This is a genomic window from Streptomyces luteogriseus (genome assembly GCF_014205055.1).
In the GTDB taxonomy this organism is placed as follows: Bacteria; Actinomycetota; Actinomycetes; order Streptomycetales; family Streptomycetaceae; genus Streptomyces; species Streptomyces luteogriseus.
This window is the reverse complement of the sequence record NZ_JACHMS010000001.1, coordinates 4,420,287-4,434,589: the sequence shown is the minus strand read 5'-3', so window position 1 is coordinate 4,434,589 and position 14,303 is coordinate 4,420,287. Positions and strand designations below refer to the sequence as shown.

Here is a 14,303-nt window from a genome sequence, read left to right as displayed (position 1 = left end):
TATGGCCAAGGGTAACAAGCGCTTGCGCACCACGAGCCGACTGACCGTCAGGAATCCCCGGTTGTGACTCGTATCACGCAACTGCCCTGCCTGCCGGGCCCGTTGGGCGAGAGGGCCTCGTCAGCCCTCGCACGGCGGATCGTAGGAGAGCCGGGGCAGGTACTCCCGCCAGGTGTCCTGCGTCAGCACGCCCCGGGTCATCGAGCAGATGCGGCGGACGGCCGTGTCGACGTCGAGATCCCAGAGCCGGATGGTGTCCGCGCCGCTCGACACCCCCAGCATGTGGCTGTTCGGGCTGAACGCCAGGAAGGTGCCGGTCTTGGAGTGGGGGCTCATCGACTGGCCGATCGCGGTGGCGTGCGAGGGGTCGGAGACGTTCCACAGCCGGACGGTGCTGTCGTTGCCGCCACTGGCCAGGGTGCGGCCGTCCCGGCTGAACGTCAGCGACACGACCGCCTCCGCGTGGCCCGTGAGCCGGGCCTGCTGGGAGGCCTCGGCGGGGGCCGAGATGTCCCAGAGGCGGACCGAGTTGTCGTCACCGGCGCTGGCCAGCGTGCGGCCGTCGCGGCTGTAGGCGAGCGCGTTGACCGCTCCGAGGTGGCCCCGCAGCGGCTTCCCGACCAGGGCCGCCCGGCCGGGGGCGGTCACGTTCCACAGCCGTATCGTGCCGTCCGCGCTGCCGCTGGCGAGCGTCCTGCCGTCCGGGCTGAACACGAGGTGGTTGACATAGCCCTTGTGACCGGCGAGAGGCTTGCCGAGCGGGCGCGGGCGGGCCGGGTCGCTCACGTTCCACAGCTGGATGGTGCGGTCGTCGTAGGCGGTGGCCAGGACCCGCCCGTCCGGACTGAAGGCCAGCGGGTCGGCGTACCGGATGTGCAGGGGGGCGGGAGAGCCGTGGCGGACCGGGTGTCCGGGATCACCGACGTTCCACAGCTCGACCACCCGGTCACCCGTGACGACCGCGAGGGTGCGGCCGTCCGGGGCGAACTCCAGGGAGCGCACGTCGCCCTTGCCCGGCCGGAACGGCTCGCCCAGCCGCACCGGCCTGCCGGGCGTCCGCACGTCCCACAGCCGGATCCGCCCGTCCCGCGCCGCCGTCGCGAGCAGCCGCCCGTCCGGCCGGAACACCCCGGTCCGGCCGGTCATGTCCGACGTCGGCAGCGACCACAGGCGGACCTTGTTGTCGCCCGCCCCGGTGGCGAGGGTGCGCCCGTCGGGGCTGAAGCCAAGCGCGTACATCTCGCCGCTGCTGCCCGCGAGGGGCCCGCCGACCTGCGCCGGGTACGCCGGATCGCTGACCTTCCACAGGCTCGCGGTGCTGTCCGCGCTGGCCGCGGCGAGCATGTTCCCGTCGGGGCTGAAGGCCACGGACCAGACCGGCCCGGTGTGACCGGTCAGCGGCGCGCCGATCTCGGCCGGGCGGCCCGGGCCGGCCATGTTCCACAGTTGTACGGTGCCGTCCGCGCTGCCGCTGGCGAGGGTGCGGCCGTCGGGGCTGAAGGCCACGGAGTGCACGGTGGCCGTGTGCCCGGTCAGCGGCTTCCCGACGGGCTCCGGGCGCGCGGGGTCGGACACGTCCCACAGCCGGATCGTGCCGTCGTCGCCCCCCGCGGCCAGTGTCCTGCCGTCCGGTCCGAACGCCACCGAGCGCACGGCGGCCGTGTGCCCCGTCAAGGGTTCGCCCAGGGCCCGCGGCCGGCGCGGATCGGCCGTGTTCCACAGCCGGACGGTGTGGTCGTCGCCCGCGGAGGCCAGCGTGCGCCCGTCCGGGCTGAAGGCGATCAGGTAGATCGTGCCGTCGTGACCGGTCAGAGGCTTGCCGAGCGACTTCGGATGCCCGGGGTCGGACACGTCCCACAGCCGTACGGTGCCGTCGTCGGAAGCGCTGGCGAGCGTCCGGCCGTCCGGGCTGAAGACCGCGCTGCTCACCCAGCTCGTGTGCCCGGTCAGGGGCTTGCCCAGCGGCTTCGGGCGTTTGGGGTCGGAGACGTCCCACAGCCGCACGGTCCGGTCGTAGCTGGCGGTGGCCAGGATCCGCCCGTTCGGGCTGAAGGTCGTGAGGTAGACGGCGCCCGTGTGGCCGGTGAGGGGCGTGGAGAGCGGGGCGTTCACGATCGAGATCAGACGGCTGTTCGCGCCCTTGTCGTCCGGCCGCAGACCGTGTGCCACCAGGTCGAGCTGCGCGGACAGCGATGGATCGGTGTCCTGCACGCGGTCGGACTGCGCGAGCACCTGCTCGAAGACGGCCTCGTCCCGCTGCTTCCAGGCGACGACTGCCGACCCGGCCGCCAGTATCGCCAGCACGACCAGGGTCGCCACCGCCCCCCGGCTGATCCAGGTGATCCGCCTGCGCAGCCGGACCGACGCGGCCAGGAACTCCACGGCGCTGCGGGTCAGGAACGTGTCCCCGGCGGTTCTCGCCCAGCCGTGGGCCTGCTCCAGCCGGGAGCCCCGGTAGAGCAGTGAGGTGTCGCGGTTCGACTCCTCCCAGGCCCGGCCGTCCTCCTCCAGACGCTGGCGCAGCAGATTGTCCTGCCGGTCCTCGTCGATCCAGTCGCGCAGGCGCGGCCAGGCGTGCAGCAGCGCCTCGTGGGTGATCTCCACGGTCTCCGCGTCGAGCGTCACCAGCCGGGCGCGGACCAGCGCTTCCAGGGACTCCTCCGTCTTGCCCGGGTCGGTCGACTCCTCCGCCAGCTGACGCCGGGTGCCGCGGCGGCGCGTGGCCTGGGTGTCCTCGCCCAGCCGGACCAGGCGGAGCAGGAGCAGCCGGGCCGCGGTGCGCGCGGCGGGGTCGAGGCCGGTCCAGGCCCGTTCGGCCGTCGCCGCGACCGCGCCCTGGATGCCACCGGCCGCGCGGTAACCGGCCAGGGTGAGCCGGCCCGCCTTCCGGCGCTGCCAGGTCGCGAGCAGGGCGTGCGAGAGGAGCGGCAGCACACCGGCGTCGTGCGCGCCGCGCGGGCCGTCCGTGCTGACCTCCCGGACGATCAGCTCCGCGAGCCCCGGTTCCAGCTCCAGGCCGACGGCCTTCGCGGGGCCGGTCACCGCCTCGCGCAGTTCCGTGGTGGTCAGCGGCCCGAGCACCATGTGCCGGTGCTGGAGCGCGTCGGCCAGCTCGGGGTACCGCAGGCAGCGGTCGTAGAAGTCGGCGCGTATGCCCAGCACCACGACGGCCGGGGCCGGTTCGCCGGGGCCGGCGGGCGAGCAGGCGGCGTGCAGGACCTCGATGAAGGTACGCCGCTCCGCCTCGTCGGGGCAGAGGGTGAACGTCTCCTCGAACTGGTCGACGATGACGACCGGACGGGCGCCGGAGGGGTCGGCGCGCCGGGCCCAGGCGGAGACGGCGGCGCGGACGGCTTCGGGGGAGGGCGGGGTGGTGAGGGGCGGGGCCGTGGTGAAACGAGGGGCGTCGGTGAGGGGCGGAGCGTCGGATTCCGGGGTGGTCGGGCCTCCGGGCTGCTGCGGGGTGGGGTCCGCGGGGGAGGGAGGCGGGGTGGGCGCTGCCGGGGTGGGGCCCGCCGGGGAGGATCCGGGTCGCTCCACGGGGGAGGGTGCGGTGCTCCCGGCGGGGGAAGGCCCGGGTGCCTCCGCGAGGGAGGCGGCGGAAGATCCGGGTCCCTCCGAGGGAGAGGCGGCGGAAGGTCCCGGTCCCTCGGCGGGAGAGGCGGGGGAAGATCCGGGTACCTCCGAGGGAGAGGCGGCGGAAGCCCCCCGTCCCTCGGCGGGAGAGGCGGCGGAAGGTCCCGGTCCCTCCGCGGGAGAAGCGGCGGAAGATCCGGGTCCGTCTCCGGGGAAGGCTGCGGATCCCACTGCCGCCGACCGGGGCGGGGATTGTCCGGGCGGGATCGAGGCGGAGACGACGGGTGCCAGCTCGGGGATGTACCGGCTCAGTTCCGCCAGCGGATCTCCGCCCGGTACGAGCTGCACGACCTCTCGCGCCCGGCCGCTCCCGCCGTCGGCACCGTCGCCTTCGCCGTGGCCGTCGTCACCGCCCAGCGCGCCGTCCCGCAGGGCGGGCACCAGACCGGCGTTCAGCAGCGAGGACTTCCCCGCCCCCGACGCGCCCACGAGCATGACCAGCCCACCCGCCCCCGCGACGGCCCCGAGCTGGGTGACGAGCGCGTCCGTGCTCCGCTCCCGGCCGAAGAACCACCGGGCGTCCTCCCGCCGGTAGGAGGCCAGCCCCCGGTACGGGCACACCCCCCCGGGCGCGGACGCGGTCTCGTCGGCGGGCCGCTGCCGCTCCTCGGCCTCGGACGCGGCCGGACGCTCGCCGACCGGGTCGGCCACCGCGCGTTCCCACAGCCGCTGCCACTGGCCGAGGTCGTACAGACCGGGGGAGACCGGCGTGGGCCGCGAGCGCCGCGCGTCGGGGATCAGCACGTGCAGCACCGCCGCCAAGGCGGGGAACTGGGCCGGCACGTTCCGGGCCCGCCGCCAGTCGCTGATGCGCTGGGCGGACACCCGCACGGGCCGCCCGCGTTCATCGACGCGCTGGAGCCGGACCACCGCCTCGGACACCCGCTTGAGGGGAGGGTTGCCGGCTTCCTTGTACAGCAGCGCGAGGCGTTCCGCGAAGGCGGTGCGTGCCCCCGAGTCGGAACTCAAGGTCTCAGCTCCTTACTTCCACGCCTGGACGTCCGGACCGGAAAACTCACTCTATACGGCTGACCTGCGGCAATACCGTCCGCTAGCCCCCGGAACCTCCTCCTCCGTGGCCGGAAATGGCAGGATCCCGAGGCAGCGGGCCACGCATCCGGTCAGCTTCCGTCCGAGCCGGACGACGACAGCTCCACCGTTCGGTACCGGTCCCCACGAGGGGAGGGACCGGTGCCGGACGTGGTGAGCCTCCCCGGCCGACCCCACACCGCAACCCCGGCGGGCCCCTACCCCGCAACTCTGCGGACCGAGCGCTCCGACCCCGCCGAACACCGTGGGCCGACCCCGCTGAACACCGTCGCCCGGCCCCGGATAACCCCGTAGACCGACCCTGGATAACTGACGACCCGTCAGCTATGGTCGCCCTGCCGTACCGCCGCTTCCGGAGCGATGCACAGGGGTGAGCGCAGTGGAGTCACGTCCCGAGAGCCCACGACCGCAGGGTGCTCCGCGCTGGGTCGCGATGTTCTACCGTCCGGCCACGGGCTCCTGGCGGACGGCCGCGCAGTCCCCCCACCGCACGCCTGTGCTGTACGCCCTCGGCGAGATGACCCAGACCCTGCGCGCACGGGGCGACGAGGTGACCGTCGCCCTCTGGGGACCGAAGGACGGGGCGTGGCACCGCTTCGACACCCCGCAGCGGCAGACCGCCACTTCTCAGCCCATTCTTGAGCCCACGCCCGAGCCCGCGCCCGAGCGCTCCCCCGGCGAACCCGCCAAGCTGGCGGAACGGATGACCGGGCGCCGCCACCAGGTCCTCATGGCCGGGCTGACCAAGGCGGGCCTGTACGACCTCTCCCCCGAGGACGACACCACGGTCCAAGCCCTGGTGGAACGACTCGACGAGGCCGCCGTGCGACGGGTCGCCCACTGGCTGGCGACCGCCGGAGGCGCACGGTAACCAGCCCGGTTCAGCCCGCGTCCCGCTGGGCAGTCAACTCCCGACGGCCATGGGGTCCCTGTCCCGATGCCGTCAGGAGGGGGACAAAAGGAGCATGAAGGTCTTCGTGGACCGCGATCTCTGCTACGGCTCCGCCGAGTGCGCCCACCGGGCGCCGGCGGTCTTCGATTTCGTCGACGGCTTCGGCGTCGTCCGCCCGGGCCGCGAGGAGGCGGGTGCGGATCCGGCGGTTCTGGAGGCGGTCGAGAAGTGTCCCAGCCAGGCGATCGGCATCACCCAGGCACCGCCGTCGCCCCCTGACCATCCGTAGCGAGAGCGGATGCCGGCACCGAGCCTGCTCGCGGTCTTCGCCCATCCCGACGACGAGTCCCTGTCCGCGGGCGGCGTGCTCGCCCGCCACGCGTCCGAGGGGGCGCGCACGGCGGTCGTCACGGCCACATGGTCGGCGGACAGCCCGCGCGCCGCGGAACTGGCCGAGGCGCTCCACATCCTGGGCGCGGGCACCCCCCACATGCTGGGCCACGCCGACGCCCGCGTCCCGCACTCGGCCCCGGGCAGGCCCCGCTGGTGCGACGTCCCGCTGGACGAGGCGGTGCGGGAACTGGTCGCACACCTCCGGGACTTCCGCCCGGAGATCGTCGTCACCCACGACGCCTACGGCGGCCCGACCGGCCACGAGGACCATGTGCACACCCACCGCGTGACCGTGCTCGCCGCCCAAGCCGCCGGCCTGGAACGCCTCTACCCGGACGCCGGAGAGCCCTGGCAGCCGAGCGCCCTGTACCTGTCCACGCACCCGCATACGGCGGTCCGGGCCTGGGGCGGACACCTGGCCGCCGTCGGAAAGGCACTGCGCACGGTCCCCGCCGAACGCGTCACCGCCACCGTCGACGTCACCCCCTGGCTGGACCGGAAGGTCGCGGCGATCCTGGCCCACCGCACGGAGGTGGAGCGACGGGCGGCACCCGGACTCGTCGCCGCCCTCCCCGGCCCCGAACGGGAACGGCTGCTCGGCACGGAGTACTACACCCGCCACAACCTGGCGCCGACGGCCCCGGCGCGGACCGGGCTGCTCTCATAGCGCGGCCGACGCACCCCACCGGAGCCGGGACAGCGCCCTGGCCCTGGCCTCCACGACAGCCATCCGTACTTCCCGCTCGGCCCGGTCCACGTGGGCCGCCTGCCCGGTCACCTGCCCGTCCCACTTCCGGTACAGCAGGCCCACCTCCCCCGAGAACCAGCCCCGGCTCACCGCGTTCAGCGCCAGCAGCAGGCCCGTGTCCTCCGAGGCGGGCAGCGCCATCCAGCCGCCCAGGGCGAGCAGCAACTCCCGTCGTACGAACAGCGAGGCGGGATGCACCTGCGCGAGGAAGCCGTTCGCCTTCCAGTACGCGAGCACCGCCCCGCGCTCTATCGGCCCCTGGTCGGGGTCGCCCGGGAACCCGACGGTCGACCCGTCGGGCATCAGGTCGAGCACCCGCGACGTGGCCCATCCCAGACCCGGGTCCTCTTCCAGCGCGGCGAGATCCCGCGCGAGGGCGCCCGGAGCCAACCGGTCGTCGGCGTCGAGGACCTTCACGTACGCCCCGTCCGCGTGGGCCAGCGCCATGGTCCTCGCGACACCGGGCCCGCCGGCCCGCCCCTGCCGGAACGTCACGCGGGTGTCCCGCGGCACGTACGGTTCGACGTCCTCGCTCTCCCCGTCCTCCTGCACGACCCAGTGCCACTCCCAGCCCTCGGGGAGCCGCTGCGCGCACAACGACGCGTGGGCCTCCGGCAGGAACCGGGCATGGGGGCCGTGCACGGCGGTGACGACGACGATGCGCCGACTCACGGCGACGCTCACCCACCCTTCTCCGACCGGCACGCCCTGGTGATCGTAGTGCTCAGTGCGTGCCCGGCCCGCTGCCCAGTTCGACGACCAGGTGATAGCCGCCCGCCAGGTCGATGCCGGTGCGCTCGCGCAGCAGCTTGACCGCGGCGATCTGCCGGCCGCCCTCGAGCAGCGCGGACAGCTCCCCGACGAGCGGTCCATCGAGCCGGCGCAGGGCATCCAGTGCCTGACCGCTGCTCGTGGGCAGCGCCTGCCCGTCGACCAGCAGCGCCAGGGCCTCCCGTGCGGGCCCTCGCTTGAGCCACGAGTCCTTGCGCAACCGCCGCACGGCCTTGCCCGTCCGCCCGTCCCGCGCCAGCGCCCTCGCCTCGTCCTGGGCTTCCTGCCCGACGGGGGTGATCATCGCGGCCGTTCGGGCCTTGGTGTTGGTCATGGCACTCCTGGCGTCGTGGTGGCTCACGCCTGAAGACGACGCAGAGCCCGCCGCCGTTGCCCGACGCGAAAGGGGCGCTTCTCGCCGAGAGACGCCCCTTCGGTACTGCCACATCCATGACCTGCGCGGAAGCGGTGGGATTTGAACCCACGGTGACATCGCTGCCACGACGGGCAGACCTGGACAAGGTCGAGGCCGAGCTGAACAGCCGGCCACGCAAGCCACTCGGCTGAGAAACCCCGACCGGGCGGCTTCCAGGACGCTGTAGACGCAGCCCCGCCCGCAGCCTTCGTAGGCCGCGGGCGGGGGTTGTGGGCGCTGAGCCCGAGGTGGTCAGACGTCCAGCAGGCGGACCGTGACCGACCCGTCGGGGCCAGAGATCGTGTAGTCGCCGGGGCCGTCGACCGGCACGCAGCCGTCGGCGAGGATGTCGTCGCGGTTGATGCCGGTGTCGTCCTCGCCCACCTGGGCGCACAGCTCGGTGACGGGATGGTCGACGAACCTGAACGCGTAGGGGCCGTCGTCGGGATAGCGCGGCAGGGTGGGGGTGTTGATGTCGACGTCCGGGTGCTCCCACAGCGCGGTCTGCTGGAGCCAGGGGGACTGCACCCAGATCCGTCCGTAGGGCTCGGGCAGGTTGTTGTTGTCTTGCTCCTGGGGGTTGGAGAAGTCGATCGAGTACAGGACGGGGCCAGGCGCCGACGCCTGTGCTGAGGTGGCCGCCCCACCGAGCAGCAGCAGCGCTGCCGAGGCAACCGCCGCCAGTCGGCCCACGGAGTTGAGTCGCATACCCTCTCCCCTTTCACTTCTTGTAGTCAGATGACTACGAAGAGGTACGTTATGAGAGAGGGAGCGTGCTCTTCCGGGAGCGGCGGTCAAACCACTCAGGGGACTGACTCGGGAGCCACGGCGCAAAACGTGCGCGCCTCCCGGCGCGTCGTGAAGTACGCGCACGGATTCCAAGGCCTTTCGGCGATTACGGTCGCCGTCCGCCACGGGGCAGGTCAGACGCGTACGGGCACTCCCATAGACCCGTCACCGTGATCGCCGCGGCCCCTACGTGCCCCATGGGTCCGTCGTGCCCGCTGGGCCAGGAGTCTGCAGCTTCGGCGACCTGGTCATCACGACCGGCGACCGGACGGGCGTAATGCCGGGTGGTGGCGCTCGCGTTGGAGTGGCCGAGCCGGTGAGCGGCAGTCATGACCCCGAACTTGTCGGCGACCCAGGTCCCGTGCGAAGCGCGGAGGTCATGCGGGGTCACGTCGGTCAGCCCGGCCGCCGGCACGGCAGGGTCGAAGTACGCCTTGCGCCACTGGTTGTAGCGGAGCGGCTTCCCCGCGCACCAGATGGCAGCGCTGATCACGGCCGTCGCCAGCCTGATCACGGCCCTGACCGGCCTGGTGGCCCTGCTGCTGCATCAGACGTAGCTCTGCGACACTCGCGTGCCCCACCCGTGCCCGCTAGAGCGGGAAACCACACGAACACTGGTCAGTCACGGCACCCGGGACAAGACAACGACCCCCGACCAAAAACCCGGGTCAGGGGCCGTTCTCACTGCTCACAGTGCGGAGGCGGTGGGATTTGAACCCACGGTGACATCGCTGCCACGACGGTTTTCAAGACCGTTCCCTTCGGCCGCTCGGGCACGCCTCCCCGCGCCGGCCGTGATCGGCGGCGCGGGGACAAGGGTAACGGGTCGGTGCGGGCGGGTGGGGGTCAGTTGTCGCCGACGCGGGAGCCGAGCGTGACGTCGACCGTGTGCTGCTTGCCGCCGCGCTCGTAGGTGATCGTGACCTTGTCGCCGGGCTGGTGGGTCCAGATCTCGCCGATCAGGGTGGGGCCGGAGTCGATCACCCGGTCGTCGAGCTTGATGATGACGTCGCCCGGCTTGAGGCCCGCCTTGGCGGCCGGACCGCCCGGCTCGACCGGGGCCGCGCCGCCCGCACCCTGGTCGGTGATCTGCGCGCCGTCGGAGCTGTCGTCCAGGGAGACGGACGCGCCGATCTTCGCGTACACCGGCTTGCCGTTCTTGATCAGCTCCTGGGCCACGTACTTGGCCTGGTTGATCGGGATGGCGAAGCCCAGGCCGATCGAGCCCGACTGGCCGGTGCCGAAGCCGCCGTTGCCCGTGGACTGGATCGCGGAGTTGATGCCGATGACATTGCCCTGGGCGTCCAGCAGCGGACCGCCGGAGTTGCCCGGGTTGATCGAGGCGTCGGTCTGCAGGGCGCTCATGTAGGACGCCTGGCTGCCGCTGCCGTCGCTGGAGGCCACCGGGCGGTTCTTGGCGCTGATGATGCCCGTCGTCACCGTGTCGGACAGGCCGAACGGGGCGCCGATCGCGATGGTCGAGTCGCCGACGGCCACCTTGTCCGAGTCGCCGAGGGTGAGCGGCTTCAGGTCGGAGGGGGCGTCCTTGAGCTTGATGACGGCCACGTCGTAGCCCTGCGCGTGACCGACCACCTCGGCGTCGTACTTCTTGCCGGTCGGGAAGGTCGCCGTGAGCTTGCCGCCGTCCACCGCGTCCGCCACCACGTGGTTGTTGGTGACGATGTGGCCCTGCTTGTCGAAGACGAAGCCCGTGCCGGTGCCGCCCTCGCCGCTGGTGCTCTCGGCCTGGATCGTGACCGTGCTGGGCAGCGCCTTGGCGGCGACACCCGCGGTCGTACCCGGGTCGCGCTTGACGTCACCGCCGTTCGCGGAGGCCGAGACCGTCGTCGAGCCGGTGCTCTCGTCGTTGTCCTTCGCCAGCACGTAGCCGAGCCCGCCGCCGAGCCCGCCCGCCACCAGCGCGGCCACCAGTACCGCGGCGACCAGACCACCGCGTCCGCGGCCGGACTTCGGCGCCGGCTGCTGGTACGACGAACCCCAGCCGCCCGGGCCGGACCCGGAACCGCCGTCGCCGTAGGGGGCGGTCGGCGGCGGGGGCGGGGGCCAGGACGGGTCGGGGGCGGACGAGGAGGCGCCGGGGTGGTGGGCGGCGTCACCGCCGGAGGCGCCCTGCCCCTGGGAACCCTGGGGGGCCTGCCCCTGTGCGTCCTGCCCGTACGGCCCCTGGGGAGCCTGTGCCTGGGGCGCCGGAGCAGCGGGAGCGTCCACCGGCACGGGGGGTGCGGACGGGGCGGGGGGTACCGCGGTGCCCTCGTTCTCGGTGCTCACAGCTTCTCTCCTAGATCCACGGCTGTTTTCCGGGTCGCACTCGGTCACGCTTTTCCACACCGGTCGATGGGTCCGGCGCGCTGCAGCTGTGCTTGTCCCTTTGTATGCCGTCAGCTTTTCCCACAGGCCGTCAGAGCACCATAAGCGGTGCCTGTGCATCCGAGGCCATTCCTTATATAGGTCATTACCGGCGAAAAGGATGCAATCCCAATGCCTCCGTCCGGACCCGTCCATCCGTCGAGTCCGTCCGACCGGACGCGTACCCGCACTCGGTGGCACCATGACGCGGTGACCCACGCACGACAGCATGCGATTCAAGTCGTCGCCCACCGCGGAGCCTCCGAGGACGCCCCGGAACACACCCTGGCCGCGTACACCAAGGCGATCGAGGACGGCGCGGACGCCCTCGAATGCGATGTGCGCCTCACCGCCGACGGCCACCTGGTGTGCGTACACGACCGCCGGATCAACCGTACGTCCAACGGCCGCGGCGCGGTCTCCGCGCTGGAGCTCGCCGACCTCGCCGCCCTGGACTTCGGCTCCTGGAAGACGGGCGAGGCCTGGAAGGCACGCGACGAGGAACCCGACTGGGAGCATCGTCCGGAGGACCGCGAGGCGACCTCCGTGCTCACCCTGGAACGGCTGCTGGAGCTGGTCGCCGACGCCGGGCGCCGGGTGGAACTGGCCATCGAGACCAAACACCCCACGCGCTGGGCGGGCCAGGTCGAGGACCGGCTGCTGGCCCTGCTGAAGCGGTTCGGCCTCGACGCCCCGGCCTCCGCCCAGGAGTCGCCGGTGCGGGTCATGAGCTTCTCCGCCCGCTCGCTGCACCGCGTGCGTGCCGCCTCGCCGACCCTCCCGACGGTCCATCTGACGCAGTTCCCCTCTCCCCGGCTCCGCGACGGACGCCTGCCCCCGGGGGTGCGGATCTCCGGCCCCTCCATCCGGATCGTGCGCAACCACCCGGCTTACATCGAGCGCCTGAAGCAGGCCGGCCACCAGGTGCACGTATGGACCGTCGACGAGCCCGAGGACGTGGACCACTGCGTCGGGCTGGGCGTCGACGCCATCATCACCAACCGCCCGCGGGCCGTGCTGGACCAGCTCGGCCGCTGACGCCCGGCACCGCACTGCCAACCTCTCAAGTCACACCAGAACCACGCACACCTCTTGACCCCACGCATCGGCAGGCGGGATCCTCCCATCTCGGCCACACCGATGATTTCCGGCCATGCGGTTACAGGGAGTGCTCCGGCGCGTTCGGTCCGTATTCGCTCATGGTGAATGCGTCACCGGACGTGGATTGGCCGGTTTCCGGTACAGGCCAATGGGGCATCCACACCGTGGCGTGGGGCGAAGGAGGTCTCGGGGGTGGCGTTGGTGGTGGCACAGGAGGTGCCCACGTCGTCGAGCATGGCCGTACCCCATGGCCCTGCGGGCGTGGGGGAAGCGCGACACCGGATGCGTACGCAGCTGCGCAGAGGCGGAGTCGCGGAATCGGTCATCGACGACGCCGTACTGATCCTGTCCGAGCTCTTGAGCAACGCGTGCAAGCACGGCAGGCCGCTGGGCGACGCGCTCGCCGGTGACGGTGACGTCCGTGCCGCGTGGCGCGTGGAACCGGCCGGCCGGCTCGTCGTCGAGGTCACGGACGGCGGCGGCCCGACCCGCCCCGCCCCCGCGACCCCGTCGGTCACGGCGCACGGCGGCCGCGGGCTGAACATCATCACCGCGCTCGCCGACGACTGGGGTGTGCGCGACGACATCCACGGCGAGGTCACTGTGTGGGTCATCGTCCACGACGACGTCCACGACCCCGATGCGGGCCACCGCCGCGACGACTTCGCCACGCGCGTGATCGCCCCCGCGGTCTCCCGGATACCCGGGCTCGACTTCGCGGACGCCTTCGACGACATGGACTGAGCGCGACAGAGGCTCAGATCGGCAGTGGTTCAGATCGGCAGCGGCCGAGAGCGACAGGGACCGGCGACGGCACGGGGCGGTGGCCGCGGCTCCTGAGCACGTACGCCGCGCTGGAACGGTGTTGTCCACAGGACCCCGTGGCCCCGGGCACGAACGGCTAGGCTCGCGATCGTACGAGACGAGCCGTAACCGGGAGACCCATCGATGGCCAAGAAGCGACCCCAGACGAAGGCCAAGCGCCCGCAGACCACGGGCGGAGCCCGCACCGCAGGTGCCGATGGAGACGTTCCGGTCGTCGGCGCTCGTGAGCCCTGCCCCTGCGGCAGCGGCCGCCGCTACAAGGCCTGCCACGGCCGGGCCGCTTCGCACGCCGCGACCGAGCTGGTGCACCGTCCCTTCGAGGGCCTGCCCGGCGAGTGCGACTGGGTGGCCCTGCGCGAGCTGGTCCCGGCGGCCACGGTCGAGCTCACCCTCAAGGACGGTCTGCCCGAGGGCGTCCCGGCGGTCACCCTGGCCACGGTGCTTCCCATGGCCTGGCCGGCCCTGCGCCGCGACGACGGCTCGGTCCTGATCGGCCTGCAGAACGACACCTCGTCCGGCGACCTCAGCCGCGACCTCGCCGACACGCTCCAGCGGGCCCTGGAGGCCGAGCCCGGCACGCCCGTACAGGGCCGCCGCGCCCCGGCCGACAGCCCGCGGCTGCAGGACCTGCTCGACCCCGAGGGCGCGTTCGAGCCAGAAGTGCACAGCGGCTTCGAGTTCTGGGTGCCGGACCCGGAGAACGCCACGCCCGACGTGACCGCCTCCCTGGAGCGGGCCAACGCCGCGGCCATCCCGACCGTCAAGCTCCAGGGCGTGGACGCCGCGTACTGGTGCGAGACGCCGGAGAAGAACCATCTGCGGTGGGTCATGCCGCACGCCGAGGAGCTGCTTCTGGACGCGCTGGCGCGGCTGCACGCCGCGGGCCGCTCCAGCCTCGGTGAGGGCACCCGTCTGGTGGGCTCCTTCCGCGCTCACGGACTCACGGTGCCGGTGTGGGACCTGCCCAGCGGGGTCACGGCCGAGGACGTCGAGAAGCCGGCGGCGGAGTTCGCCGAGCGCCTCGCCGCCGCCCTCGCGACGGACGCGCCGCTCACCGCGGACGAGCGCCGCGCCCGCGGCGGCCTCACCAACCGGCAGGTCACGCTGAGCTGACGCGCGCCTCGACACCCCGGTCGGCCGGACCCCGGACGGCCGGGGTGTCGCGCCCTCTGCGGATCACAACTCCCGTCGGGGACAAGCCAGTCGGTGACTGGAAAGGCGAGTTCGAATTTGCGAACCGCCGATCTCTTGTTACCGTTCCTGTAGCCCGGTTGCTGGTGCATCCCCCGTCGCCAGCAACCGGGTCTTTGCGTCTC

The 14,303-nt window shown here is 72.7% G+C and carries 11 protein-coding genes, 1 tRNA gene and 1 pseudogene; 6 read left to right on the top strand and 7 right to left on the bottom strand.

Features of this window, described 5'->3' with window-relative positions:
• Positions 1 to 120: 120 nt before the first annotated feature.
• The gene (locus BJ965_RS19455; RefSeq protein WP_184909820.1) at positions 121 to 4,605 is read right to left on the bottom strand and encodes a WD40 repeat domain-containing protein; all 4,485 of its coding nucleotides are present in this window, start codon (positions 4,603 to 4,605) and stop codon (positions 121 to 123) included.
• A gap of 514 nt (positions 4,606 to 5,119) precedes the next feature.
• Between BJ965_RS19455 and BJ965_RS19450 the strand changes: the two genes are divergently transcribed.
• The 3 genes from BJ965_RS19450 to BJ965_RS19440 all read left to right on the top strand — a co-directional run bounded on the left by BJ965_RS19450 (position 5,120) and on the right by BJ965_RS19440 (position 6,638).
• The gene (locus BJ965_RS19450) at positions 5,120 to 5,557 is read left to right on the top strand and encodes a hypothetical protein (RefSeq protein ID WP_221513166.1); all 438 of its coding nucleotides are present in this window, start codon (positions 5,120 to 5,122) and stop codon (positions 5,555 to 5,557) included.
• Positions 5,558 to 5,651: 94 nt separating this feature from the next.
• A complete protein-coding gene (locus BJ965_RS19445) occupies positions 5,652 to 5,867 on the top strand; it encodes a ferredoxin (RefSeq protein WP_184909818.1) in 216 nt (71 codons plus the stop codon).
• Between the two features lie 9 nt (positions 5,868 to 5,876).
• A complete protein-coding gene (locus BJ965_RS19440; RefSeq protein WP_184909817.1) occupies positions 5,877 to 6,638 on the top strand; it encodes a PIG-L deacetylase family protein in 762 nt (253 codons plus the stop codon).
• Here BJ965_RS19440 and BJ965_RS19435 read toward each other — a convergent pair.
• From BJ965_RS19435 to BJ965_RS19410, 6 genes and pseudogenes are all read right to left on the bottom strand, one after another.
• Positions 6,633 to 7,403: a glycosyltransferase family 2 protein gene (locus BJ965_RS19435; RefSeq protein ID WP_313666959.1), complete on the bottom strand. Its 771-nt coding sequence runs from the start codon at positions 7,401 to 7,403 to the stop codon at positions 6,633 to 6,635. The two genes, BJ965_RS19440 and BJ965_RS19435, sit on opposite strands and share 6 nt — an antisense overlap.
• Before the next feature lie 40 nt (positions 7,404 to 7,443).
• The gene (locus BJ965_RS19430; RefSeq protein WP_184909816.1) at positions 7,444 to 7,824 is read right to left on the bottom strand and encodes a hypothetical protein; all 381 of its coding nucleotides are present in this window, start codon (positions 7,822 to 7,824) and stop codon (positions 7,444 to 7,446) included.
• Positions 7,825 to 8,157: 333 nt separating this feature from the next.
• Entirely contained in the window at positions 8,158 to 8,613 is a 456-nt protein-coding gene (locus tag BJ965_RS19425; RefSeq protein ID WP_184909815.1) for a hypothetical protein, read from the bottom strand.
• A gap of 215 nt (positions 8,614 to 8,828) precedes the next feature.
• Positions 8,829 to 9,160 (bottom strand): annotated as a pseudogene (locus tag BJ965_RS19420) (tyrosine-type recombinase/integrase); the annotation flags it as partial.
• A 230-nt stretch (positions 9,161 to 9,390) separates the two neighbouring features.
• Positions 9,391 to 9,477 (bottom strand) — tRNA-Ser (locus tag BJ965_RS19415).
• A gap of 63 nt (positions 9,478 to 9,540) precedes the next feature.
• The gene (locus tag BJ965_RS19410) at positions 9,541 to 10,983 is read right to left on the bottom strand and encodes a S1C family serine protease (RefSeq protein ID WP_184909814.1); all 1,443 of its coding nucleotides are present in this window, start codon (positions 10,981 to 10,983) and stop codon (positions 9,541 to 9,543) included.
• Between the two features lie 288 nt (positions 10,984 to 11,271).
• On the opposite strand from BJ965_RS19410, the gene BJ965_RS19405 reads away from it, so the two are divergent.
• The 3 genes from BJ965_RS19405 to BJ965_RS19395 all read left to right on the top strand — a co-directional run bounded on the left by BJ965_RS19405 (position 11,272) and on the right by BJ965_RS19395 (position 14,100).
• The gene (locus BJ965_RS19405) at positions 11,272 to 12,099 is read left to right on the top strand and encodes a glycerophosphodiester phosphodiesterase (RefSeq protein ID WP_184909813.1); all 828 of its coding nucleotides are present in this window, start codon (positions 11,272 to 11,274) and stop codon (positions 12,097 to 12,099) included.
• Positions 12,100 to 12,267: 168 nt separating this feature from the next.
• A complete protein-coding gene (locus BJ965_RS19400; RefSeq protein WP_184909812.1) occupies positions 12,268 to 12,906 on the top strand; it encodes an ATP-binding protein in 639 nt (212 codons plus the stop codon).
• Positions 12,907 to 13,110: 204 nt separating this feature from the next.
• Positions 13,111 to 14,100, top strand: a complete 990-nt coding sequence (locus tag BJ965_RS19395) for a DUF5926 family protein (RefSeq protein ID WP_184909811.1) — start codon at positions 13,111 to 13,113, stop codon at positions 14,098 to 14,100.
• Positions 14,101 to 14,303: the final 203 nt, after the last annotated feature.

Coding starts and splice junctions, on each gene's coding strand:
- BJ965_RS19450 (WP_221513166.1), top strand. CDS start 5,120: ATGTTCTACCGTCCGGCCACGGGCTCCTGGCGGACGGCCGCGCAGTCC.
- BJ965_RS19445 (WP_184909818.1), top strand. CDS start 5,652: ATGAAGGTCTTCGTGGACCGCGATCTCTGCTACGGCTCCGCCGAGTGC.
- BJ965_RS19440 (WP_184909817.1), top strand. CDS start 5,877: ATGCCGGCACCGAGCCTGCTCGCGGTCTTCGCCCATCCCGACGACGAG.
- BJ965_RS19430 (WP_184909816.1), bottom strand. CDS start 7,824: ATGACCAACACCAAGGCCCGAACGGCCGCGATGATCACCCCCGTCGGG.
- BJ965_RS19425 (WP_184909815.1), bottom strand. CDS start 8,613: ATGCGACTCAACTCCGTGGGCCGACTGGCGGCGGTTGCCTCGGCAGCG.
- BJ965_RS19400 (WP_184909812.1), top strand. CDS start 12,268: ATGCGTCACCGGACGTGGATTGGCCGGTTTCCGGTACAGGCCAATGGG.
- BJ965_RS19395 (WP_184909811.1), top strand. CDS start 13,111: ATGGCCAAGAAGCGACCCCAGACGAAGGCCAAGCGCCCGCAGACCACG.